At 75.2% G+C, this 21,692-nt stretch carries 16 protein-coding genes and 1 tRNA gene; 9 read left to right on the top strand and 8 right to left on the bottom strand.

The annotated features are described in order from the left end of the window. The first annotated feature begins 15 nt into the window (after nucleotides 1-15). A complete protein-coding gene (locus VGN74_RS10410) occupies nucleotides 16-3,153 on the top strand; it encodes a DUF3857 domain-containing protein (RefSeq protein ID WP_327447883.1) in 3,138 nt (1,045 codons plus the stop codon). Between the two features lie 175 nt (nucleotides 3,154-3,328). On the opposite strand, the gene VGN74_RS10405 is transcribed toward VGN74_RS10410, so the two are convergent. The 4 genes from VGN74_RS10405 to VGN74_RS10390 all read right to left on the bottom strand — a co-directional run bounded on the left by VGN74_RS10405 (nucleotide 3,329) and on the right by VGN74_RS10390 (nucleotide 8,493). After that, nucleotides 3,329-3,405 (bottom strand) — tRNA-Arg (locus tag VGN74_RS10405). A gap of 110 nt (nucleotides 3,406-3,515) precedes the next feature. Further along, nucleotides 3,516-4,301: a hypothetical protein gene (locus tag VGN74_RS10400; RefSeq protein WP_327447881.1), complete on the bottom strand. Its 786-nt coding sequence runs from the start codon at nucleotides 4,299-4,301 to the stop codon at nucleotides 3,516-3,518. After that, a complete protein-coding gene (locus VGN74_RS10395) occupies nucleotides 4,241-6,325 on the bottom strand; it encodes a S9 family peptidase (RefSeq protein ID WP_327447879.1) in 2,085 nt (694 codons plus the stop codon). Before VGN74_RS10395 ends, VGN74_RS10400 begins: the two co-directional genes overlap by 61 nt. Nucleotides 6,326-6,429: 104 nt before the next feature. Then, nucleotides 6,430-8,493, bottom strand: a complete 2,064-nt coding sequence (locus tag VGN74_RS10390; RefSeq protein WP_327447877.1) for a S9 family peptidase — start codon at nucleotides 8,491-8,493, stop codon at nucleotides 6,430-6,432. A gap of 129 nt (nucleotides 8,494-8,622) precedes the next feature. Here VGN74_RS10390 and VGN74_RS10385 point away from each other — a divergent pair, with 129 nt between their 5' ends. The 7 genes from VGN74_RS10385 (at nucleotide 8,623) to trxA (ending at nucleotide 18,672) form a co-directional block, all read left to right on the top strand. Continuing rightward, the gene (locus tag VGN74_RS10385; protein ID WP_327449465.1) at nucleotides 8,623-9,498 is read left to right on the top strand and encodes a GNAT family N-acetyltransferase; all 876 of its coding nucleotides are present in this window, start codon (nucleotides 8,623-8,625) and stop codon (nucleotides 9,496-9,498) included. Beyond that, nucleotides 9,495-9,953 (top strand): tRNA (adenosine(37)-N6)-threonylcarbamoyltransferase complex ATPase subunit type 1 TsaE, encoded by a 459-nt coding sequence (gene tsaE, locus VGN74_RS10380; protein WP_327447875.1) that lies wholly within the window; start codon nucleotides 9,495-9,497, stop codon nucleotides 9,951-9,953. The genes VGN74_RS10385 and tsaE overlap by 4 nt, the downstream gene beginning before the upstream one ends. Continuing rightward, on the top strand, nucleotides 9,946-11,055 hold the full coding sequence (gene amgK / locus VGN74_RS10375) for an N-acetylmuramate/N-acetylglucosamine kinase AmgK (protein WP_327447873.1): 1,110 nt from the start codon (nucleotides 9,946-9,948) through the stop codon (nucleotides 11,053-11,055). The genes tsaE and amgK overlap by 8 nt, the downstream gene beginning before the upstream one ends. 29 nt (nucleotides 11,056-11,084) lie before the next feature. Further along, nucleotides 11,085-11,777: an N-acetylmuramate alpha-1-phosphate uridylyltransferase MurU gene (gene murU, locus VGN74_RS10370; protein WP_327449463.1), complete on the top strand. Its 693-nt coding sequence runs from the start codon at nucleotides 11,085-11,087 to the stop codon at nucleotides 11,775-11,777. Then, nucleotides 11,774-14,815, top strand: coding sequence for a double-strand break repair protein AddB (gene addB, locus VGN74_RS10365; protein WP_327447871.1), 3,042 nt, complete (start codon nucleotides 11,774-11,776; stop codon nucleotides 14,813-14,815). The genes murU and addB overlap by 4 nt, the downstream gene beginning before the upstream one ends. Continuing rightward, nucleotides 14,812-18,243, top strand: a complete 3,432-nt coding sequence (addA, locus tag VGN74_RS10360; protein ID WP_327447869.1) for a double-strand break repair helicase AddA — start codon at nucleotides 14,812-14,814, stop codon at nucleotides 18,241-18,243. Before addB ends, addA begins: the two co-directional genes overlap by 4 nt. 87 nt (nucleotides 18,244-18,330) lie before the next feature. Beyond that, nucleotides 18,331-18,672 (top strand): thioredoxin, encoded by a 342-nt coding sequence (gene trxA / locus VGN74_RS10355; RefSeq protein ID WP_327447867.1) that lies wholly within the window; start codon nucleotides 18,331-18,333, stop codon nucleotides 18,670-18,672. A 76-nt stretch (nucleotides 18,673-18,748) separates the two neighbouring features. Here trxA and VGN74_RS10350 read toward each other — a convergent pair whose 3' ends face one another. The 4 genes from VGN74_RS10350 to VGN74_RS10335 form a co-directional block, all read right to left on the bottom strand. Then, the gene (locus tag VGN74_RS10350; RefSeq protein ID WP_327447865.1) at nucleotides 18,749-19,000 is read right to left on the bottom strand and encodes a GlsB/YeaQ/YmgE family stress response membrane protein; all 252 of its coding nucleotides are present in this window, start codon (nucleotides 18,998-19,000) and stop codon (nucleotides 18,749-18,751) included. Nucleotides 19,001-19,068: 68 nt separating this feature from the next. After that, a complete protein-coding gene (locus VGN74_RS10345) occupies nucleotides 19,069-19,200 on the bottom strand; it encodes a hypothetical protein (protein ID WP_327447863.1) in 132 nt (43 codons plus the stop codon). Between the two features lie 87 nt (nucleotides 19,201-19,287). After that, nucleotides 19,288-19,746, bottom strand: coding sequence for a GspH/FimT family pseudopilin (locus tag VGN74_RS10340; RefSeq protein ID WP_327447861.1), 459 nt, complete (start codon nucleotides 19,744-19,746; stop codon nucleotides 19,288-19,290). Then, complete coding sequence (locus VGN74_RS10335) at nucleotides 19,743-20,564, bottom strand: type II secretion system protein N (RefSeq protein ID WP_327447859.1); 822 nt, start codon at nucleotides 20,562-20,564, stop codon at nucleotides 19,743-19,745. The genes VGN74_RS10340 and VGN74_RS10335 overlap by 4 nt, the downstream gene beginning before the upstream one ends. Before the next feature lie 81 nt (nucleotides 20,565-20,645). Here VGN74_RS10335 and VGN74_RS10330 point away from each other — a divergent pair, with 81 nt between their 5' ends. After that, nucleotides 20,646-21,449 carry a tryptophan 2,3-dioxygenase gene (locus tag VGN74_RS10330; RefSeq protein ID WP_327447857.1) on the top strand — a complete coding sequence of 268 codons (804 nt, stop codon included), beginning with the start codon at nucleotides 20,646-20,648 and terminating at the stop codon, nucleotides 21,447-21,449. Nucleotides 21,450-21,692 lie beyond the last annotated feature (243 nt).

Raw genomic sequence — 21,692 nt, 5'->3', positions numbered from 1 at the left:
CGGACGGAGCGGCAGATGGGCGACAGGACGATGAGCCGCACGGAAGGGCGTCCGCTCCGGGGGATGCTGGCCCTCGCCCTGGCCTTGTTCGCCGCCGCCGCATGGTCTGGTCCGGCCCTTGCCCAGACCGCGGTGCGTGTGGCCCCGGCGCCGGCCTGGGTCTCCGACCGCCCGGCGGAACAGGCGGCGGCGGAGCCGGCCAGCGGCGTGGTCAGCCTCGACCTCACCGATGTGCAGATGCGGATCGAGTCGGGGGTCGTTCATGCCTACAGCCGGACCCGCCTGCGCATCCTCGGCCCCTCAGGGGTCCAGATCGCCGCCCGCATGGCGACCTTCAGCTGGAACCCGGCGCAGCAGGACCTGACGGTGCACAGGGTGGCGATCGAGCGTGACGGGGAGACCATCGATGTGCTCGCGCAGCAGGCGTTCGAGGTCCTGCGGCGGGAGACCGGGCTCGAGAGCGACATGCTGACGGGCGCCCTCACGGCCACGCTGCAGCCTGATGACCTGCGGGTCGGCGATGTTCTGGACGTCGCCCTGACCCTGACGCTCCGGCCGGCGCTTCCGGGGGCGCGCGAGGAGATCGTCATGCCGCTGGGCGGCGGGGTCCCGGTCTCCCGGGTTCACGTCGAGGCGACCTGGCCGACCGATCTGCCGCTGCAGGTCCGCGCCAGCGGGGATCTGCCGCTGGAGCTCAGCCGCGCAGGGACCGCGCGGCGAGCGGTGATCGAGGCGCGCGATCTCGCCCCGCGGCTGCTGCCGCCCGATGCGCCCGGGCGCTACTTCCGCGGTCATCTGCTGGAGCTGAGCGGCTGGTCCTCCTGGGCGGACATCTCCCGGTTGATGGCGCCGCTCTACGGGGAGGCGGCGCGGCTGACCCCCGGATCGCCGCTCGCGCTCGAGGCGGACCGCATCCGCGCGGCCGAGCCGACGACGCGCGGCCGTGCCATGGCGGCGCTTCGTCTGGCCCAGGACGAGGTGCGCTATCTCGCCCTCGCCATGGGCGACGGCGGCCTGGTTCCGCAAGGGGCCGAGGAGACCTGGCGGCGGCGCCTCGGCGACTGCAAGGCCAAGACCGCCTTGCTGATCGCCCTTCTGGATGCCCTCGACATTCCCGCCCGCCCGCTGCTGACCAGCCTGAACGGCAATGATGGCCTTGACCTCGGCCTGCCGGCGATCGCCTGGTTCGATCACGTTCTGGTGGAGGCGCTGATCGACGGCGAGCGCGTGCGGCTCGATCCGACCGGGCGCGGCGACCGGCGCCTCGACGGCCTCGTCGACCCCCCCGGTCCGTGGTTCCTGCCGCTCGAGACCGCCGGCGCCGAGCTGCTGCGCGCCGAGGCTGGTGCGCTGGGCCTCGCCCTGACCGAACGGCGGATCGACATCGACGCCAGCGCCGGGCTGCGAGTTCCGGCCCGGGTCTCCGGCGAGCTGATTTTCCGGGGCGGGTTGGCCGTGGCCATGGCGGACGCCGCGAGCACGCTCCCGACCGCCGAGCTTGACCCCGCGCTCCGGGCGCTCTGGGCCCAGGAGCTGGCCGCGCTCGAGGTCGAGAGCGCCACCTTCCGCTACGCGCCCGAGGCGGCCGAGGCCGTTGTGGCGGTGACCGGCCGGATCACCCTGGACTGGTCGCTCGGCGCGCCCGCCACCCTGCGGCTGCCCAGGGCGAGCTGGGCCATCTCCCGGGGGACACGCGAGCCCCCTTATGAGACCGTGCCGGTGCGCATCGGCCACCCCGAGCGCCAGCGCAACCATGTGCGACTCGTCCTTCCGGACGGCGGGGCCGGCTTCCGGCTGGCAGGCGCGGTCGAGGTCGACGAGACCGCGGGCGGCTGGCGGCTTCAGCGGCGTGCGACCCTCCAGGACGGCGTGGTCACGCTGGACAATGAGCTGATGAGCGTGGCGGCGGAGATCCCGGCCGCAGATTCGGAGGCGGCGGGCGCCGTCCATGACACCTGGGCGGACCGGTCGGCCGTGCGCGTCGAGGCCCCGTCCGACTATACCCTGACGCTCGACGAGGAGGCGGCCTTCGCCGGCGGCGAGGACGGGCTCGATGCCGCGGCGCGGGTGGAACGCGCCCTGGCCTTCATCAACACCGGCGAGAGCGATCGGGGGATCGAGGTGCTGGCCCGCGCGGCCGAAGCCTTCCCCGACAACGCCAACATCTGGGCCAACCTCGCCGTCCAGCGGGCCTGGAGAGGTGAGCTGGAAGCGGCGCGGGCCGACCTCGAGCGCGCCGAGACTCTCGACCCCGCCGAGCGCATAGGCTTCCACGCCCGCGCCATTCTCGCCATGCGCGCCGGCGACTGGCGGGAGGTCGTCGTCGAGCTGTCGCGGTCCCTGCGCCAGGCGCCCGAGGACCGCTGGGTCCTGACGCAGCGGGCGCGGGCCCATTTCCGGATGGAAGCCTGGGAACCGGCGCTGGCTGATGCGCGCCGCTTGCGGGCGCTCGACCCTGAGGACCTGAGCCACACCCTGCTGGAGGCCCTGCTGCTGGTGGGCAGCGGCGAGGGGGAGGCCGGGCTGGCGGTGCTCGAAAGCCTCAATTTCGCGCCGCCGTCCGGCACGAACGACCCGCCCCCCGGGCTGGAAGGTCTGCTTCTGTGGGGCGCGCTCGCCGAGGAAACGCAGCGCTGGGACACGCTGGCCGTGGCGGTGGAGCGCCTCCGCGCCCTGGCCCCGGACGACCCTCGGGTTCTGTGGCTCGAGTTCGAACTTCGTCTCGCCCGCGATGAAGGCGAGGCCGCCCGCGCGACCGCGGACCGGCTCCTCCCCCGGATCACCGGCGAGGCGGCGCAGCTCAACAACCTCTGCTGGGCTTTCGCCCGGCGCGGCGAGGAGCTCGCCCTGGCTCTTCAGGCTTGCGAAGCCGCGGTGGCCCTCGAGCCGGACTCCGCGCCCCTGCTCGACAGCCTGGGCATGGTCCTGCTGCACCTCGATCGCCTCGCCGAGGCCGAGGCCGCCTACGATCGTGCTCTCGTCCTCGCCCCGCTGCAGGCGACCTCCCTTTACGGCCGCGGCCTCGCCCGGCGCGCCCGGGGGCAGGTCGCATCAGGTGATGCCGACATCGCCCGGGCCGAAGCTCTCGACTACGAAGCCGGAAAACCCTTCGAACCCTGGCGCGCGGCCCGGGCGGCGGCCGCCGGAGCTTGAAACGTCGTCGGGCGACTTCGGGTCCGCCTGTGGCGTGGACCGCCGGGCAAGCCTGAACCTGCCCGACCGAAGACGACCTGCAGCAATGGTCTCGGGGCTCCCGGGGTCGATCAGGCAGGCGCAGCGCCGCGCCCCTCGACTCCCCTCGCCTCAGCCGGGGCCGGTCTCCCCCCGCTGGCGCACCCGACACGACTCGAACGTGTGACCTTTGCCTTCGGAGGGCAACGCTCTATCCATCTGAGCTACGGGTGCCTGCAGCCAGCGGCGGCAAGACGGCGGTCCTAGCGCATCGCGGCGGGCGCCTCAATCCCGGATCGCGCGGGCGGCCCGGATCGGGCGCGAGCGCCGCCCGGCCCGCGGTCTCAGTCCAGCGCCCCGTCCAGCTCCTCCTGGCGGATGCGGTACAGCCGGTCCAGCGCGCCGGGGCCGTCGAGGGCGGCGCGGTCCAGCGCCCACTCCCAGCTGGCCTGGTCGGCCAGCACCCGGCGCCGGTCGACCCGGCCGTCCTCCAGCACCCGCGCCAGGGTGCGGCGCAGCCGCCGGTCGGCGGCGGACAGGCGGGCGTCGGCGCAGACCATGGCCTCGGCCCGGCTCATGGCGCGGCCGCAGTCGATGCCGGCGGTGCGGTCCGGCTGCGGCCCGGCGCGCCCGGAGGCGGGCTTGAGCGCCGCCGGCTCCGTCCAGCCGTCGTCGCCCGGCTTGCGCCCCGTCAGGGGGTCGCCGCCCTCTCCGTCCAGCCCCGGGTCCGCCGGGGCCGGCGGCGGCGGGACGAAGCCGTCCGGCGCCCCCTCCAGCACCTCCAGCCGCGGCCCGGCCTCGATCGGCGGCGGCGGCGGCGGGTCGACGAGGGCGATCTGCACCCCCGGACCGCGCGGGGTCAGGTCCCGGGCGTCCAGCGCCGCGCCGGCGATCTGCAGCCCGCCGAGGCCGAGCAGGCCGAGGCCCGCGACCGCGCCCAGCGCGATCGTGCCGCGCCGGCCCAGCGGCCAGCGCTGCGCCCCCGTCCGCGCCAGCCGACCCAGCTGCGCCGCCAGCTGCGCCGCGCGCGCGGTCGCCGCCGTCCGCAGCCGGTCGAGATCCTCCCGGCTCAGCGGTCCGCCCCGGCGCCGATGTGCCGGTCCAGCCAGCCGAACACCTCGCCATGCCACTGCAGGCTGTTGCGCGGCTTGAGGATCCAGTGGTTCTCGTCGGGGAACACCACCAGCCGGCTCTCGATCCCGCGCCGCTGCAGGGCGTTGAAGGTGGCGATCGACTGGGTCGTCGGCACGCGGAAGTCGAGGTCGCCCTGGGTCACCAGCATCGGATCGCGCCAGTTGGCGACGTGGTTGGCCGGGTTGAAGCGCTGGTAGTTCTGCGGGACGTCGTACGGCGCGCCGCCGTTCTCCCACTCGGTGAACCACAGCTCCTCGGTGGCGTAGCCCATGCCGAAGGTGTCGAAGATGCCGGCGTGGTTGACCAGGCAGTCGAAGGTCCCCGGCCAGTTGCCGGCGATCCAGTTGATCATGTAGCCGCCGTAGGAGGCGCCCAGGGCGCAGGCCCGCTCGCCGTCGATGAAGTCATAGGTCGCCTGCACATGGGCCCAGCCCTTCTGCAGGTCCTCCAGCGGCCGGTCGCCCCAGTGGCCACTGATGGCGTCGGTGAAGGCCTGGCCGTAGCCGGTCGAGCCGTGGAAATCGATCATCACCACCGCATAGCCGGCGCCGGCGTAGGTCATGGCGTTCCAGCGGTAGGACCAGGCCTCGCCGAACGAGCCCTGCGGCCCGCCGTGGATCAGGAACACGGTGGGATAGCGGCGGCCCTCGACGTAGCCGGCCGGCTTGACCACGAAGCCGTGCACCGTGCCGCCGTTCCATCCGGCGAAGCTGAACTGCTCATGGTCGCCGAGGGCGCGCTGGTCCAGCACCCCGGCGTTGACCGCGGTCAGCCGGCGCGGCGCCTCGCGCCCGCGGTAGGTCTGCAGATACAGGTCCGCCGGCGCGTCCAGCGCGTCGCGGGCGTACAGCAGGCCGCGCGGCGTCGCCTGCACCGAGGCCACATGGCCCGGGCCGGTCATCGTCGTGACCCGGCCGCTGCGCACGTCGATGGCGAACAGCCGGGTCGAGCCGACGTCCTGGGCCGTGGCGTAGAGGGTGCGCCCGTCCGGGCTCCAGGTCAGGCTGTCCGGCGAGCGGTCCCAGTCCGCCGCCAGCGGCCGCACCGCCCCGGTCTGAAGGTCGCGCAGATGGATGACGTAGCGGTCCGCCTCGAAGCCCGGCCGGGCCATGGCGCGGTAGGCCAGGGTGCGGCCGTCCGGCGAGATCACCGGCCCGGCGTCCCAGGCCGGATTGGCCTCGGTCAGGTTCTCGAAGGTCCCGATCCCGTGGGCGTCCGCGGCGGTGATGTAGAGGTCGAAGTCGGTGCTCCAGGCCTCGCTCCGGCCCGCCTCGCGCGCCGAGAAGATGATCGACCGTCCGTCCCGGGTGAAGGTGTAGTCGCCCTCGTCGCCGAAGGGCTTGGACGGGGTGTCGCCGTCGAAGCCGCGCGTCACCCAGGCCACCGGCCCGGTCGCCCGCCCGTCGGCGCCCAGCGCCTGGGTGAAGACGTGGTTGCGCGTGCCGTCGCCCCAGCTGTCCCAGTGGCGCGCGAACAGTCGGTCATAGGCCAGGCCCGTGCCCGGCCGCGGCGCGGCGGCGCGCGCGGCGGCGCAGGCCAGGTCCGGGCAGGTCGGATCGACCGCCAGGCTGACCGCCAGCCGGTCGCCGGCGGGGCTCAGGCGGTAGGTCTCGACGCCCAGCGGCAGGTCGGTGACCTGCACCGCCTCGGCACCGGCCGCGTCGGTCATCCACACCTGGGTCGAGCCGGAGCGGCCCGACAGGAAATAGAGCCGGCCGTTCTGCCCCCAGCGCGCGGCGAAGGCGCCGCCGTCGGAGATGGTCAGCCGGCGCGCCGGGACGTCCCCGGCCAGCGGCTGGAGAAACAGGCTGGTGACGCCGCGGTTGGCCTCCAGATCGGTGGCGCGCACGGCGTAGACGACCTGGCTGCCGTCTGGCGAGACCTGCGGGTCCGACAGCCGGTTCAGCCGGATCAGATCCTCATAGGTGAAGGGCTGCGGCGCGGCCGGCTGGGCCACGACCGGGGCGGCGGCGACCAATAGAGCGGCGGCGAAACTGGCGACAACGAGGACGGGACGCATGGCGGTCTCCGGAAGCGGACGCTGGGAGCCGAACGGGTATCATCGTCACCTCGCCCGCTCCAAGCGCGAACCGCCTGCCACCGCCCTCGCCGCCCTCGCCGCCCTCAGCGCGGCGCCGTGTGCGCCGCGGTCCAGTCGAGGATCTCGCGCTGCCACGCGACCCAGTTCTGCGGCTTCAGGATCCAGTGGTTCTCGTCCGGCACATGGACGAAGCGGCTGGGCACGCCCTGGCGCTGCAGCGCCGAGAAGGTGGCCAGACCCTGCTCGACCGGCACACGGAAGTCGCGCGAGCCGTGCAGCACCAGCATCGGCGTCTCCCAGGCGGCGACATAGGTGTTGGGGCTCATCTCAGCATAGAGCCCGGCCCGCTCCCACGACGGGCCGCCGAACTCCCAGATGAAGTTGCCGATATCCATGGCGTTCATCAGCATGCCGACGTCGAACACCCCGGCGTGGTTGACCAGACAACGGTAGGGTTCGTGGGCCCGCCCGGCGATCATGTTGACCATATAGCCGCCGTAGGAGGCCCCGAGCGCGCAGGCCCGGTCGCGGTCCATCCACGGGTTGGCGGCGAGGGCCGCCTCAAAGCCCTTCTGCAGGTCCTCCAGCGGCCGGTCGCCCCAGTGGTCGTTGATGGCGTCGGTGAAGGCCTGGCCGAAGCCGGGCGAGCCGTGGAAGTTGATCATCACCACGCCGAAGCCGGCGGCGGCGTAGGTCTGCGGGTTCCAGCGATAGCCCCAGCCGTCGGTCCAGGGCGACTTGGGCCCGCCGTGGATCAGGTGGGCGACAGGATAGGTGCGCCCCTCGACGAAGCCCACCGGCTTGTAGACCCAGCCCTGCACCGTGTTTCCGTTCCAGCCGGCGAAGGTGAAGGGCTCTGGCGTCGACAGGGCGGTCCCGGCCAGCAGGGCGGCGTTGTGGTCGGTCAGGGGCCGGCCGTCCTCGAGGATCTGGGTCGGCCGGTCCGACGCGTCCCAGGCCATCACCAGCCGGCCGCCGGTCTCGTCGAAGGCGGACACGGCGCCGCGATCCGTCAGGGCCTCGACCCGGCCGGTGCGGGCGTCGATCTGGAACAGCTTCTGCTGGCCGTTGTCGGCGGCGGTGGCGTAGAGGGCGCGGCCGTCGGAGCGCCAGGCCAGGCTGGCCGGGCCGCGGTCCCAGTCGCCGACCAGCACCCGCGCGCCGGAGCCGTCGGCCTCGGCGACCATGATCGCCGCCTGGTCGCCGCCGACGTTCTCGCGCCGCCCCGCCAGCCAGGCCAGACGACGGCCGTCGGGCGAGATGGCCGGGGCGAAGTCCGGCGCGCTGTTGCCCGGGGTCAGGTTGACCGGCGCGCCGCCGTCCACCGCCACCCGGTGCAGGTCGCTGTTGTTGGTGAAGGCCTCGGTGCGGCCCTGGGTCCGGGTCGAGAACACCACATGGCGGCCGTCCGGGCTGATCACATACTCGCCCTCGCCGCCCATGGGCCGCGACGGCACGTCGGCGTCGAGGCCCGGCGTCAGGGCCCGCGGCGCCCCGTCGGCCAGACCCGAACCGTTGAGCGCCTGCACGAACAGATGATTGCGTCGCCCGTCGTTCCAGCTGTCCCACGGGCGCAGCGGCAGCCGGTCATAGGCCTCGACCGTCGCCGTCCGCGTCGCCCGCGCCCGCAGCCGGTCGCGGGTGCAGGCCAGCTCGGCGCAGTCGATGAACACCGGCAGCACCAGCACCAGCGCGTCCCCCGACGGCGAGACGCGGAAGCCCGCCACATCGACCGGCGAGGTGGTGACCTGGGTCGCCGCCTGGCCCTCGGCGTCGGTCCGCCAGACCTGGCTGGAGCCGCCCCGGCCGGAGAGGAAATAGATGGCCCGGCCGTCGGCGCTCCAGCGGCCGTTGCCCGCGCCGCCGTCGGACGCGGCGAGGCGGCGGGGCGGGCTGTCGCCGTCGATCAGCCACAGCTCGCCGACGCCCCGGTTGCCGGCCCAGTCGGTGGTGCGCACGTGGTAGAGCACCCGCCGGCCGTCGGGCGACAACTGCGGATCCGAGACCCGCGCCATCAGGGCCAGCTGCTCGAGGCTCAGCCCCCCGGACGCCGTCGGCGCGGCGGCCGGCGCAGCGGGCGGGCCGTCCTGGCCGAGGGCGGGCCCGGCGACGCCGAGCAGGAGGGCGGCGAGGAGGGCGACGCGCATGGTTGAAGCTCCACAGTGCGGGGTCAGGCCGCATCGGTAGCACGCCCCTCGCCGCCGCCAAGCGGTCCGGGTCGCCGCAGGACGCCGGACCGCTTGCCGGACCTCGCCGAAGCGGCGACAAGCGGAGCGATGGTCGCCGTCGATCCCGCTCTCCCGTCTGCCCCTGCCGCCCCTGCGGGCGCGCACATCGTCGACGTGCTCATCGCCGAGCGGGCGCCGCGCCTGACCGGCTCCGCCCTGTGGCCGCTGGTGCGCCCGGCCCTCTACGCCCTGCTCGGCTACGGCCGCGCCCGGACCATGGCCGACGCCATCGCCGACCTGCCGGGCGCGGACACCCTGGCTTATGTCACCGACCTGCTGCAGCTCGATGTCCGGACCCTCAATCCCGACCGCATTCCGAACACGGGCCGCTGTCTCGTCATCGCCAACCACCCGACCGGCATCGCCGACGGCCTGGCTGTCCACGCCGCCGTGCAGCAGGTGCGCGGCGACGCCATCTACTTCGCCAACGCCGATGCGCTGCGGGTCAGCCCGCGCCTGGCCGAGAGCGTCATTCCGGTCGAGTGGGTCGAGGCCAAGCGCACCCGCGAGAAGACCCGCGCCACCCTCGCCGCCGCCCGCGAGGCCTTCGAGCAGGAGCGCTGCGTCGTCATGTTCCCGGCCGGGCGGCTGGCCCGCGTCGGTCCTGACGGCGCCCTGACCGACCCGCCCTGGGCCACCACCGCCGCCTCCCTGGCGCGGCGCCACGACGCGCCGGTCATCCCGATCCACGTCGCCGGCCCGACCTCCACCCTGTTCCACCTGTTCGACAGGGTCTCGCAGGAGCTGCGCGACGTGACCCTGTTCCACGAGATGCTCAACAAGACCGGGCGCCGCTTCGAGCTGCGCGTCGGGCCGCCGGTCCCGCCTGACCGGCTGGATGTCGACTCCGGCAAGGCCACCGAAGCCCTCAAGGCCTATGTCGAGCGGGTCCTGCCCGGCCAGCCGGACGCCCCCTTCGCATGACCATCGCCCTGCCCGACGCCGCCGCCACCGAGGCCCTCGGCCGCGCCCTCGCCCCGCACCTCGCCGCCGGCGAGGCGGTGCTGCTGTACGGGCCGCTGGGGGCCGGCAAGTCGACCCTGGCGCGCGCCCTGATCCGGGCCCTGACCACCCCCGACGAGGAGGTGCCCAGCCCGACCTTCACCCTCGTCCAGTACTATGACGCCGCGCCGCCCCTGGCCCACTTCGACCTCTACCGGCTGGACCGGCCGGAAGAGGTCCGCGAGATCGGTCTGGTCGAGGCGCTGGACGACGGCGCCGTGCTGGTCGAATGGCCCGAACGGCTGGGCGAGGACCTCGACCGCTGGGTCGGCCCGGATCGTCTGACGATCACCCTCGCCCCGGAAGGCGACGGCCGGACGGCGACCGTTTCTGGCGCAGGAAGCTGGGAGATGAAGCTGCGTGACCTCCATGTCTGATCCTGTCGCTATTGATCCCCGCGAGGACCTGCGCCGCGCCTTCCTCGCCGCGGCGGGGCTGGCCGACGCCCGGCGCGACCCCCTGCCCGGGGACGCCTCGACGCGTCGCTACGAGCGCCTGACCCGGCCGGACGGGACGCGGTTCATGCTGATGGACCAGCCGCCCGCCGCCGAGAGTCGCCCGGCCGATCCGGCCTGGGACGCGGCGCGCCGCCGCGCCGAAGGCTGGAACGCCCTCGCCCGCCTCTCCGCCGGCCGCATCGAGGCCTTCGCCGCCGTCGCCGCCCATCTGCGGTCGCTGGGCCTGTCGGCCCCGGACATCGTGGCGCTCGACGCCGCCGCCGGGCTCGCCGTGCTGGAGGACTTCGGCGACGACCTGTTCGCCCGGGTCATCGCCGCCGGCGCCGACGAGCGCCCGCTCTATGTCAGCGCCGTCGAGGCCCTCGCCCGGCTGCACGACGCCGGCGACCCACCGGCGGTGATCGACGGCCCGGCCGGCCCCTGGCCGATCCTCGACTATGACGCCGTGGCCCTGCAGGCCGGGGCCGACCTGTTCGTCGAGTGGCTGCCGCAGCTGGAGCCGCGCCTCGTCCTCGACGCGGCGGCCATCGAAGCCTGGCGCGCCGCCTGGGCCCCGGTCACGGCCCTCGGCGCCGAGGGCGCGAGCGTGCTGGCCCACCGCGACTATCACGCCGAGAACCTGATCTGGCTGCCGGACCGCGACGGCCCCGCCCGCGCCGGCATGATCGACTTCCAGGACGCGGTCCGCGCCCACCCGGCCTGGGACCTGCACTCCCTGCTGCAGGACGCCCGCCGCGACGTCGCCCCCGAGCTCGAGGCGGCGGCGCTCGACCACTACTTCGCCCTGCGCCCCGGCGTGGACCGCGAGGCCTTCCGCGCCGCCTACGCCGGCCTCGCGGCCCTGAACGAGGCGCGCATCCTCGGCATCTTCGCCCGGCTGATCGTGCGCGACGGCAAGCCCCGCTACGCCGCCTTCATGCCGCGCATGTGGGCCCACTTCCGCCGCAACCTCGCCGCCCCCGGGCTGGAGCCGGTCGCCGCCTGGGTCGCCGCCCACGTGCCCGCGGAGCTCGGCCGATGAGCGCGCAGATTTCAGGCCCGGGCCGCGCCATGGTGCTGGCCGCCGGGCTCGGCACCCGCATGCGCCCCCTCACCGACGACCGGCCCAAGGCCCTCGTCGAGGTCGGCGGCCGGGCCCTGATCGACCATGTGCTGGACCGGCTGGCCGCCGCCGGGGTCGCGGAAGCCGTGGTCAATGTCCACTGGTTCGCTGATCGGCTGGAGGGCCACCTCGCCGGCCGCGCCGCCCCGCGCATCGTCATCTCCGACGAGCGCGCCGAGCTGCTGGAGACCGGCGGCGGCCTCAAGAAGGCCCGTCCCCTGCTGGGCGAGGCGCCGGTGTTCGTGGCCAATATCGACAGCGTCTGGATCGACCGCGGCGACGCCCTGGGCGACCTCATCCGCCTGTGGGACCCGGAGCGCATGGACGCGGCGCTGCTGCTGGCCCGACGCGAGGGCTCCATCGGCTTCGAGGGGGCCGGCGACCTGTTCATGGACGGCGACGGCCGGCTGACCTTCCGCGGCGACGCCTCGAGCGCCCCCTACGCCTATATGGGCGTGCACATCACCCGGCCGCAGGTGGTCGATGACGGCCCCGAGGGCCCCTTTTCGCTCAGCCGCATCTGGCGCGGGCTGGCGGACCAGGGCCGGCTGTTCGGGACCGTGCTGGACGGGGACTGGATGCACGTCGGCGATCCCGGGGCCCGCGACGCCGCCGAAGCGAGGCTGGCGGAGACGGGATGAGCCGTTTCGACCCGTTCGCCCCGGCCGGGCCGCGCTGGTGGGCGGTCGCCGCCCACCGGCCGTTCCTGCGCGACGTGGCGGCGGGTCTGCTCGACTGGCTCGGCCCCGAGCCGCCCGAGCGCCTGTCCGACCTGCTGGTGCTGCTGCCCAACCGCCGCGCCGCCCGCGCCTTCACCGCCGCCCTGGCCGAGGTGTCGGACCGCCCGGTGCTCCTGCCCCAGGTCCGGCCGCTGGGCGATCTGGAGGCCGACGAGCCGCCCTTCACCCCCGGCGCCCTCGGCTTCGACCTGCCGCCGCCGCTGGACCCGCTGACCCGGCGCTTCGAGCTGGCGGCCCTGGCCGCCCGGCTGATGGACCACCCCGCCCCGGTTCGCGCCCTGGCCCTCGGCGAGGCCCTCGGCGGCTTTCTCGACGCCGTCTATCTGGAGGAGGTCGAGCGGCCCGGGCGGGTCGTCGATCTGGTCGAGGCCGATCTGGCCGAGCACTGGCGCGAGGCCGCCCGGCTGCTGGGCGGGGCGCTGGAGCTGTGGCCGGCCCGGCTGGCGGAGCTGGGGGCCAGCGACCCGTCGCAGCGCCGCGCCGCTCTGCTGCGCCGGCTGGCCGAACACTGGGACGCCGCCCCGCCGGCGCACCCGGTGATCGCCGCCGGCTCGACCGGCACCCTGCCCGCCGCCGCCGCGGTGCTGGCCGCCGTCGCCGGCGCGCCGCAGGGGGCGGTGATCCTGCCCGGTCTCGACCTCGACCTGCCCGATCCGGTCTGGGACCAGATCGAGGACCAGCACCCCCAGGCTGCGCTCAAGGCCCTGCTGACCCGCGCCGGCGTGGCGCGCGAGGCGGTGCGCACCTGGCCGGCCCCGGAGGACGCCCGCGGCCGCGCTCGCCAGCGCCTGCTCAACGAGGCCCTGCGCCCGGCCGAGGCCACCGACGCCTGGCGCGGCGCCCTGAAGGCCTGGACCGCGCGCGAGGCCGGGTCCGGGCGCGAGCCGGTACGCGAGGCGCTGGCCGGCCTGCGCACCCTCACCGCCCGGCACGAGGACGAGGCCGCCGCCGCCATCGCGCTGAAGATGCGTCAGGCGCTGGAGACGCCGGGCCTGACCTGCGCCCTCGTCAGCCCCGACCTCGACCTGTCGCGCCGGGTCGAGGCCCGCCTCGCCCGCTGGGGCGTGCGTCCCGACGTCTCGGCCGGCGTCCCGCTGGACCAGACCCCCGCCGGCGGCCTCGTCGAGCTCGTCGCCCGCTGGCTCGCCGCGCCCCTGTCTCCGCACCTGATCCTCGCCGCCCTGAAGCACCCCCTGACCACCCTGCCCGGCGCCCCGGAGGCGCTGGCCGGCCGCGACGCGCTGGAGGCCGCCGCCCTGCGCGACGCCCCGCCCCGCGACCTTGCCGACCTGAGAAAGCGGCTGCTGAAGGCGCGCGAGCCGGACCGGCGCGGCCGGCCGCCGTCGGCGGACCAGCTGGGGCAGCTGGCCCGCGCCGACGCTCTGGTCACGGTGCTGGACCAGGCCCTCGCCGCCGCGCGCGCGCCCTTCGCTCCCGAGGCGCCGGCCGGCGACGCCGCCCGCGCCCTTGTCGGTCTGGTCGAGACCCTGGCCGGGCCCGAGGCCTGGTCCGGCGCCGACGGCGAGGCGGCGGCGGGCCTGCTGACCCGGCTGATCGAGGCCGGCCCGGCGCTCGGTCCGGTCAGCCGCGACGACCTCCCGGCGCTGGTGCGCGAACTGCTGGCCGCCGAGCCGATCCGACAGGGCGGGGCCACCCACCCGCGGCTGCGCATCCTCGGAGCCATCGAAGCCCGGCTGGTGCGCGCCGATGTGATGATCCTCGCCGGGCTGGAGGAAGGCGTCTGGCCCGCCGGCCCCCAGGTCGACCCCTTCCTGTCGCGCGCCATGCGCAAGGCGCTGGACCTGCCCTCGCCCGAGCGGCGGCTGGGCCAGACCGCCCAGGACTTCGTCCAGGCCGCCGCCGCCCCGGACGTCACCCTGGTGCATATCGAACGCCGCGGCGGCCAGCCGACGGTGCGCTCGCGCTGGCTGTGGCGGCTGGAGATGATGGCGATGGGGGCGAAGGCCGCCCCGGAGGTCGACACGGCCACGATTGCGCTGGCCCGCGCCCTCGACGCTCCCGCCGGCCCGGCCCGGCTGGCCCCGCCGCCGACCCCGCGCCCGCCGCTCGCGCGTCGGCCGTCCAGCCTCTACGTCACCGCCATCGAGCGCTGGGTGCGCGACCCCTACGCCATCTACGCCCGCTACATCCTCGGGCTGGATCGCCTGCGCCGCCCCGGCGAGTCCTTCGCCGCCGCCGCCCGCGGCGACGCGGTGCACACCGCCATCGAGCGGCTGGGCGAGCGCCATCCGGACGCCGTGCCCGCCGACGCCGCGGCGCAGCTGGAGCACGACATTCTGGCCGGTCTGGTCGAGGCCGGCTTCGGCCCCGCCGAGCTGGCCCGCGAGCAGGTGCTGGCCCGCACCACCGCCGCCTGGCTGGCCGCCTTCGAGCGCCGCCGCCGGCGTCCCGGCCTCACCCGCGCGGTCGAGGCGTCGGGCGCGCTGACGCTGGACCTGACCGGCGGGCCCTTCACCCTCAAGGCGCGCGCCGACCGGATCGAGGTCGCCGACGGCCGCGCCGAGGTGCTGGACTTCAAGACCGGCATGACCCCGACCCGCAAGGCGGTCGCCGCCGGCTTCTCTCCGCAGCTGACCCTGACCGCCGCCATCCTGCAGGCCGGGGGCTTCGACGGCCTGCCCGCGGCCCCTCCGGCCGCCCTGACCTACGTCCGGCTCAGCGGCCGCGGGGAGGGGGGCGAGGAGATCGACGTCGGCGCCCCCGCCGGCAAGGATCCCCGCACGGCGGAGGACCTGGCCGCCGAGGCGCTCGACGGCCTGCGCCGCCGCGTCGAGGCCTATCGCGACCCGGCCACTCCCTATCGTTCGTGGACCGCGCCCCGGTTCGCCCGCGGGCTCGACGGCGACTACGATGTGCTGGCCCGGGTCTGGGAGTGGCGCGTGGTCGGCGACGACGGCGCGGCCGAGGAGGGGTCATGAGCCCGGTCGCCGCCCCCGATCCCCAGCGCCTCGCCGCCGATCCGGCCCTGTCGGTGTTCGTCGCCGCCAACGCCGGCTCGGGCAAGACCACCACGCTCGTCAACCGCGTGGCGCGCCTCCTGCTGACCGGCGTCGAGCCCGGCGCCATCCTGTGCGTCACCTACACGAAGGCCGCGGCCGCCGAGATGCAGGGCCGGCTGTTCGACCAGCTGGGCAAATGGGCCCTGATGGAGGACGCCGAGCTGGAGCAGACGCTCGCCGCCCTCGACGGGCGCGACCCCGGGCGCATCGCTGACACGACCCTCGCCGCCGCCCGCCGCCTGTTCGCCCGGGCGCTGGAGACGCCGGGCGGGCTGAAGATCCAGACCCTGCACGCCCTGTGCGAGGCCCTGTTGCGCCGCTTCCCGCTGGAGGCCGGGGTGTCGCCGCGCTTCGAGGTGCTGGAGGACGCTCGCGCCCGCGCCCTGTCGCGTCAGGCCCGGGAGGACCTCGCGGCCGCCGTGCTGGCCGATCCCGAGGGCCCGGTAGCCGCCGCTTTCACCCCGCTGGTCGAGGCGCTCGACTTCGCCCGCTTCGAGAGCCTGCTGCAGCAGCTGGAAGACCGGCGCGGCGAGCTGCTCGGCTGGCTCGACGCGATCGAGGCCGGCGACGCCCCGGACCCCTTCGCCCTGACCGGCGCCCACCGCGACCGCGACGCCGCGGCGATCGAGGCGGACTTCCTCGCCGGCGTTGACCGCGAGACCTGGCGCAGCTGCGCCCAAGCCCTGGCCGAGGGCGGCAGCACCGATCGCAGCCTCGCCGCGGCCATGGCGGACGCCGCCTGGACCCACGCCGGCCTGCAGCCGGTGTTCTGCACCACGGGCGGCGAGCCGCGCAGCCGGCTCGGCACGAAGACCATCCCGGAGGCGGTGCGGACGCGGCTGGCGGACTGGCAGGCGCGCTGGCTCGCCGCTCGCGAGGCCCTGTCGGCCCGGCGCACCGCCGACATGACCTGGCATGTGCTGACCCTCGCCCGGGTCCACGCCGGCGTCTACGAGGCGGCCAAGGCGCGGGCCGGCGCGCTCGACTTCGCCGACCTGATCACCCGCACGGTCGAGCTGCTGACCCGCCGCGCCAGCTCGGCCTGGGTGCTCTACAAGCTGGACGGCGGGCTGCGCCATGTGCTGGTCGACGAGGCCCAGGACACCGCCCCGGCGCAATGGGACATCATCCGCGCCCTGACGGACGACTTCTTCGCCGGGGCGGACGATCCGCGCACCGTCTTCGCCGTCGGCGACGAGAAGCAGTCGATCTACGCCTTCCAGGGCGCCCGGCCGGAGCGGCTGATGCAGGAAGGCCGCGGCTACCAGGCGCGGGTCGAGGCGTCCGGCCGGCCCTTCGCCTTCGCCCCCCTGTCGACCTCCTGGCGCTCGACGCCCCAGGTGCTGGCCTTCGTCGACCAGCTGTTCGGGGCCGACCCGGAGCGCAGTCGCGCCCTCAGCCCGGACACCGGCGACCGGCCGCAGCACCGGCCCGCCCGCAGCGATCCCGGCAGTCTGGAGATCTGGCCCCTCTACCGCGACCCGGCGACGGTCGAGCGCGAAAGCTGGCTCGACCCGGTCGACGCCGAGGGCGAAGCCAGCGGCCGGCAGCGGCTGGCCCGCGACGTCGCCCGCGAGATCGTCCGTCAGGTCCGCGAGGGCGTGGCGGTGATGGACCGCGAGACGCGCCAGCTGCGGCCGTGCGGCTATGGCGACTTCCTCATCCTCGTGCGCAAGCGCGACGCCCTGTTCGAGGAGATCATCCGCGCCCTGAAGCGCGAGCGCGCGCCCGTCGCCGGGGCCGACCGCCTCAAGCTCGGCGAGCACATCGCCTGGCGCGACCTGCTGGCGCTGATGCGCTTCGCCCTCTACCCGCACGACGACCTGTCGCTGGCCGAGATCCTGCGCGGCCCCCTGTGCGACGTCGACGAGGAGTCGCTCTACGCCCTCGCCGGGGCCGATCCGGCGCGCCCCTCGCTGTGGCGCAGCCTGCGCGACCGGGCCGGCGAGCGCCCGGACTGGGCCGCCGCCCTCGCCGTGCTGGAGGCCGCCCGCGGCGCCGCCGGACGCGGGCCGTTCGGCTTTCTCTCGACCCTGCTGGAGCGGGTCGACGCCAGCGGCCGCTCCGGCCGCGCCCGCCTGCTGGCCCGGCTGGGCGCCGAGTCCGCCGAGGTGCTGGAGGAGGCCCTGACCCAGGCCCTGCGCCTCGAGCGCGAGGGCGTCACCGATCTGGAAACCGCGCTGGGCCGGCTGGAGACCACCGAGATCGAGGTCAAGCGCGAGCTGGAGGGGCCGCGCGGCGAGGTGCGCATCATGACGGTGCACGGCGCCAAGGGCCTCGAGGCGCCCGTGGTCGTCCTGCCCGACACCACCGGCCGCAGCGGCGGGGCCCACCCCCTGCTCATCCCCGGCCTCGCCGACGACGGCGAGACCGAGGTCGGCTGGCTGGCCTGTTTCGGCCAGAAGGCGGACGACAGTCCGGCCCTGGCCCGCGCCCGGGCCCGGCGCGACGACCGGGTGCGGGCCGAGTCCCTGCGCCTGCTCTATGTCGCCCTGACCCGCGCCCGCGACCGCATCCTCATCGCCGGCCGCTGCGCCGCCACCCGCGAGCCGGACGCCGCCAGCTGGTGGACGGCGCTGGCGGAGACCTTCGACAGCCTCGAGACCACGCCCGGAGACGGACCGGAGGGGTCGCGGCGCTTCGGCCCGGCGCCCGCGCGCCTGCCGCCGCAAGCCCCGGCCGGCGCGCCCGCCGCGGCCGTCCTGCCCGCCTGGGCCACGACGCCGCTGGCGCCCGATCGGGCCAGCCGGGTGCTGGCGCCCTCGCGCCTCGCGCCCCTGCCGGGCCAGGCGGCCCCCTCGCCGCTCCTCGCCGCCGCCGGCCCGGCAGGGGCCGGCCTCGGCCGCTTCGCTCGCGGGGCCCTGATCCATCGCCTGCTGGAGCGCCTGCCGGACCTGCCGCCGGCCGACTGGCGGTCAGGCGCCGCGACCCTGCTGGCGCGGACGCCCGGCGTGACGCCCGAGGCCGCCGCGGAGATCACCGCCGCGGCGCTGGGGGTGCTGGAGGATCCGCGCTTCGCGGAGGTGTTCGGCCCCGGCTCGCGCGCCGAGGCGGCCCTCGCCGGCCGGGTCCCCGGCCTGCCCGCGGCCATCGACGGTCGCATCGACCGCCTCGTCATCACCCCGGACAAGGTGCTGATCGTCGATTTCAAGACGCGTCGCCCGGCCCCGGACCGGGTCGGGGACGTCGAGCCCGCCTATGTGCTGCAGCTGGCCCTCTACCGCGCCGTCCTGATGACGCTCTATCCGGGCCGGGCCGTCGAGGCCGCGCTGGTCTGGACCGACGGCCCCCGCCTGATGCCGGTCCCGGCAGCGCTGATGGATGCGGCGATCGCCGGCCTCGGTTGATTTCCGGCGGCAGGCCCGCCACCTGTGGGGACGACCCGCGAGCCCGGGCGGCGAGGCCGCCCCCGCATCATCAGAAAAGGACGACACATGGCCACCATCAAGGTCACCGACGACAGCTTCGACAGCGAGGTGCTGCAGGCCGGGCAGCCCGTGCTGGTGGACTTCTGGGCCGAGTGGTGCGGCCCCTGCAAGCAGATCGGCCCGGCCCTGGAGCAGATCTCCGACGAGCTGGCCGGTCAGGTCACCATCGCCAAGCTCAACATCGACGATTCGCCCATGACCCCCTCGCGCCTCGGGGTGAAGGGCATCCCCACCCTGATGCTGTTCCGCGACGGCCAGATGGCCTCGATGAAGGTCGGGGCCCTGCCCAAGGGCAAGATCGTCGAATGGCTGGCCGAGGCTGGCGTCGCCGCGCCCGGCCAGGGCTGAGACCGGCCACGAGACCGAAAGACAAAGGGGCGGCCCGCCGGGCCGCCCCTTCGCATATCCGGGTCCTGCGTCGGGATCAGACGGCGCGACGCTTGAACAGGCCCACGAGGAACAGCAGGATCACCGCCCCGAGCGTGGCGACGATCAGGGTCACGAGGTTGAAGCCGCCGACGGCGACGCCCAGCAGGTTGGCGGCGAGGAAGCCGCCGATGATGGCCCCCAGCACGCCGACGACGAGATTGGTCAGCAGGCCGTGATTACGGCCCATGATCTGTTCGGCCAGCCAGCCGGCGACGATGCCGATAACGATCCAGGCGAGAATGCCCATGGTGTGGTCTCCTTCCAGCAAACACTGTCGGGAGAATGCCGTCGGGCGGGAAAAGGTTTCCCGGGGCTCTAGCCCAGCAGCTGGGCCACGAGGCTGAGGGCCACGGCGAGGGCCCCGAAGGCGGCCCCGGCGATCGACGCCATGGGCGCCCGGCGGGACGGGCGCGAAACGGTCGGAGCGACGACGACGGGGCGGATCATGGGACAGGCCTGTTGAGCGCGATCCCAGCATGAGCGCGCGGACTTAAGGCGCGGTTGCGGCAAAGCCTTAACGGGTCCGCAATTCCGTCACCCCTGTGGCCGCCGCGCCTCGCCCGTGGCCGCGACCACGACCACAGCCCGGCCGCCGCGCTCGTCCTGCAGGGTCAGGACCTGCGGATCGGTCAGGCCGGTAGGGTCGAAGGTCACGCGGGTCGCCTCCGCCTCCAGCCGCGGCGTCACCCCCTCCGGCCAGGCCTCGGCCGCCAGCCCGGCGCCGTCGAGCGGCGCCCAGTCGCCCGCCCGTCCGAGGCGCAGGGCCGCCGAGCCGGTCCCGTCCAGCCGCAGGGCCACGGGGCGACCGGCGAGAATGGCCTCGGCCCGGGCGTTGGCCAGCCGCCCGACCAGCCGGTCGGCGGCCATCGCCGCCGTCGGGCGCGGGTCCGGCGCGGTCAGGATCACCGCCGTCGCCGCCAGGCCGACGATGGCCAGCACGATCATCAGCTCCACCAGGGTGAAGCCCCGCCGCCTCACCGTCCGCCGTCTCACGGCCGCGTCCGCACCGTCACGGTGCGCACCGCCCCGGCCCGCTCGAAGCGGATCTCGGCCGTAGCGGCGTCGGCCAGCTGCGCCCGCAGCTGCGCCACCTGGGCCACGCCGGTCAGCTCGACGCCATTGACCGCCAGCAGCACGTCGCCCGCCTGCAGCCCGGCGGCGCGCACCGCCGCGCCGTCGCCGCGGGTCTGGACGATGAAGCCGTCGATGCGGGCCCCGCGCAGCCGCGGCCGCAGCCCCGCCTGGGCCGCCAGCGCCGCCGGATCGACCACCGCCTCGCCCGGGGTCGCCGGGGTCGGGGCCATCACCTGGGCCGTCGTCGGGGCCGGCGGCGGCGCGCCGGGCGGCGCCTCGGAGAAACCCAGCCGGATCAGGGCCCCGCCGCGCGACAGGGTCACCCCGTCCGCCGCCACCGCCTCAAGGATCAGGCCCGGCAAGACCGCCTCCCCGACCAGCACCGAGCGCTGGCTGCCGTCGGGCAGACCGAGGATGGCCGAGCCCCCGTCCGCCCCTCCGGCGCGCACCCCGTACAGCCGCAGCTGGTCCGCCCCCGCCCCCGCACCGCCCAAAGCCGACCCGGCGCCCGAGCGGAAGAAGGCGTCGATGCGCCGGAACACCTCGACATCGACCGGGGCGGCGGCAGGCGCGGACGCGGCGGCCGTCGCCGTCCCGTCCATCGGGCTCACCAGGGTCCAGACCACGCGGCCGGCCTGTACCGCCAGGGCCAGCCCCAGGACGGCGGCGACGACGGCCGGCGCCTGCGCCATCGACGGCGGCGTCAGCCTGAAGGGGATCGTCGGCATCCGGACCATGGGCGGCCTCTAGAACCGCCCTGAGACAGGCGTATGACGCCGACCCTTGAGGGGCGCCCCGATCCGGGGCAAGACCGGCGCATGAGCGATCCAGCCTCCGGCGACATGACCTACGCCCGCTACCTCGCGCTCGACGAGGTCCTGACGGCGCAGCACCCGCTCAGCGACGAGCACGACGAGATGCTGTTCGTCGTCATCCACCAGACCAAGGAGCTGTGGCTCAAGCAGATCCTGCACGAGCTGACGCTGGCCAAGCGCATGGTCCGCGACGGCGATCTGGTGCCCGCCTACAAAAGCCTCGCCCGCATCAGCCGCATCCAGGCGGTGATGACCCACAGCTGGGACGTGCTGGCCACCATGACCCCGGCCGACTACCAGCGCTTCCGTCATGTGCTGGGCCCGTCCTCGGGCTTCCAGAGCGATCAGTTCCGCCGGCTGGAGGCCATGCTGGGCCTCAAGGACACCCGCCATCTCGCCGTCCATGCCGAGCGGCCCGCGGCCCACGCCGCGCTTAAGGCGGCCATCGACGCCCCCAGCCTCTATGACGACGCCCTGCACCAGCTGGCCCTCGCCGGCCTGCCGGCGCCCCGCGCCGTGCTGGAGCGCGACGTGCGCCAGCCCTACATTCCGTCACCCGAGGTCGAGGCGGCCTGGCTGGAGGTCTATCGCGACACCGAGCGCTGGTGGGCCCTGTACCAGCTGGCCGAAAAGCTGGTCGATCTGGACGACGCCCTGCTGACCTGGCGGCACCGCCATGTGGTCACCGTCGAGCGCATCATCGGCGGCAAGCGCGGCACCGGCGGCACCGACGGCGTCGCCTACCTGACCGGCACCCTCGGCCAGCGCTGCTTCCCCGAGCTGTGGAACGTCCGGACGTCGCTCTAGGCGGACGCTGCGAACCCGCGCAGACCTCTCAGATGGTCGTCACCCCCGGGCTCGTCCCGGGGGCCCATCGGTCCGCCAGGCGAGGATGACGGGTGGGGGGGCTCGGCGCGCCTCTCCTCCCCCATAGCGAAGCGTATGGGGGAGGGGGACCACGCGCAGCGTGGTGGAGGGGGCGACCTCAAGCGCCGCGTCCCGTCACTCGCCCCCTCCACCGCTGCGCGGTCCCCCTCCCCCGCAGGCGGG

The organism is Brevundimonas sp. (genome assembly GCF_035998205.1).
Lineage (GTDB): Bacteria > Pseudomonadota > Alphaproteobacteria > Caulobacterales > Caulobacteraceae > Brevundimonas.
The sequence above is the reverse complement of the archived record's forward strand: the minus strand, read 5'-3'. Positions and strand labels throughout refer to the sequence as shown.

Coding starts and splice junctions, on each gene's coding strand:
- VGN74_RS10410 (WP_327447883.1), top strand. CDS start 16: ATGGGCGACAGGACGATGAGCCGCACGGAAGGGCGTCCGCTCCGGGGG.
- VGN74_RS10395 (WP_327447879.1), bottom strand. CDS start 6,325: ATGCGTCCCGTCCTCGTTGTCGCCAGTTTCGCCGCCGCTCTATTGGTC.
- VGN74_RS10390 (WP_327447877.1), bottom strand. CDS start 8,493: ATGCGCGTCGCCCTCCTCGCCGCCCTCCTGCTCGGCGTCGCCGGGCCC.
- VGN74_RS10385 (WP_327449465.1), top strand. CDS start 8,623: ATGGTCGCCGTCGATCCCGCTCTCCCGTCTGCCCCTGCCGCCCCTGCG.
- tsaE (WP_327447875.1), top strand. CDS start 9,495: ATGACCATCGCCCTGCCCGACGCCGCCGCCACCGAGGCCCTCGGCCGC.
- amgK (WP_327447873.1), top strand. CDS start 9,946: ATGTCTGATCCTGTCGCTATTGATCCCCGCGAGGACCTGCGCCGCGCC.
- murU (WP_327449463.1), top strand. CDS start 11,085: ATGGTGCTGGCCGCCGGGCTCGGCACCCGCATGCGCCCCCTCACCGAC.
- addB (WP_327447871.1), top strand. CDS start 11,774: ATGAGCCGTTTCGACCCGTTCGCCCCGGCCGGGCCGCGCTGGTGGGCG.
- addA (WP_327447869.1), top strand. CDS start 14,812: ATGAGCCCGGTCGCCGCCCCCGATCCCCAGCGCCTCGCCGCCGATCCG.
- trxA (WP_327447867.1), top strand. CDS start 18,331: ATGGCCACCATCAAGGTCACCGACGACAGCTTCGACAGCGAGGTGCTG.
- VGN74_RS10350 (WP_327447865.1), bottom strand. CDS start 19,000: ATGGGCATTCTCGCCTGGATCGTTATCGGCATCGTCGCCGGCTGGCTG.
- VGN74_RS10345 (WP_327447863.1), bottom strand. CDS start 19,200: ATGATCCGCCCCGTCGTCGTCGCTCCGACCGTTTCGCGCCCGTCCCGC.
- VGN74_RS10335 (WP_327447859.1), bottom strand. CDS start 20,564: ATGGTCCGGATGCCGACGATCCCCTTCAGGCTGACGCCGCCGTCGATG.
- VGN74_RS10330 (WP_327447857.1), top strand. CDS start 20,646: ATGAGCGATCCAGCCTCCGGCGACATGACCTACGCCCGCTACCTCGCG.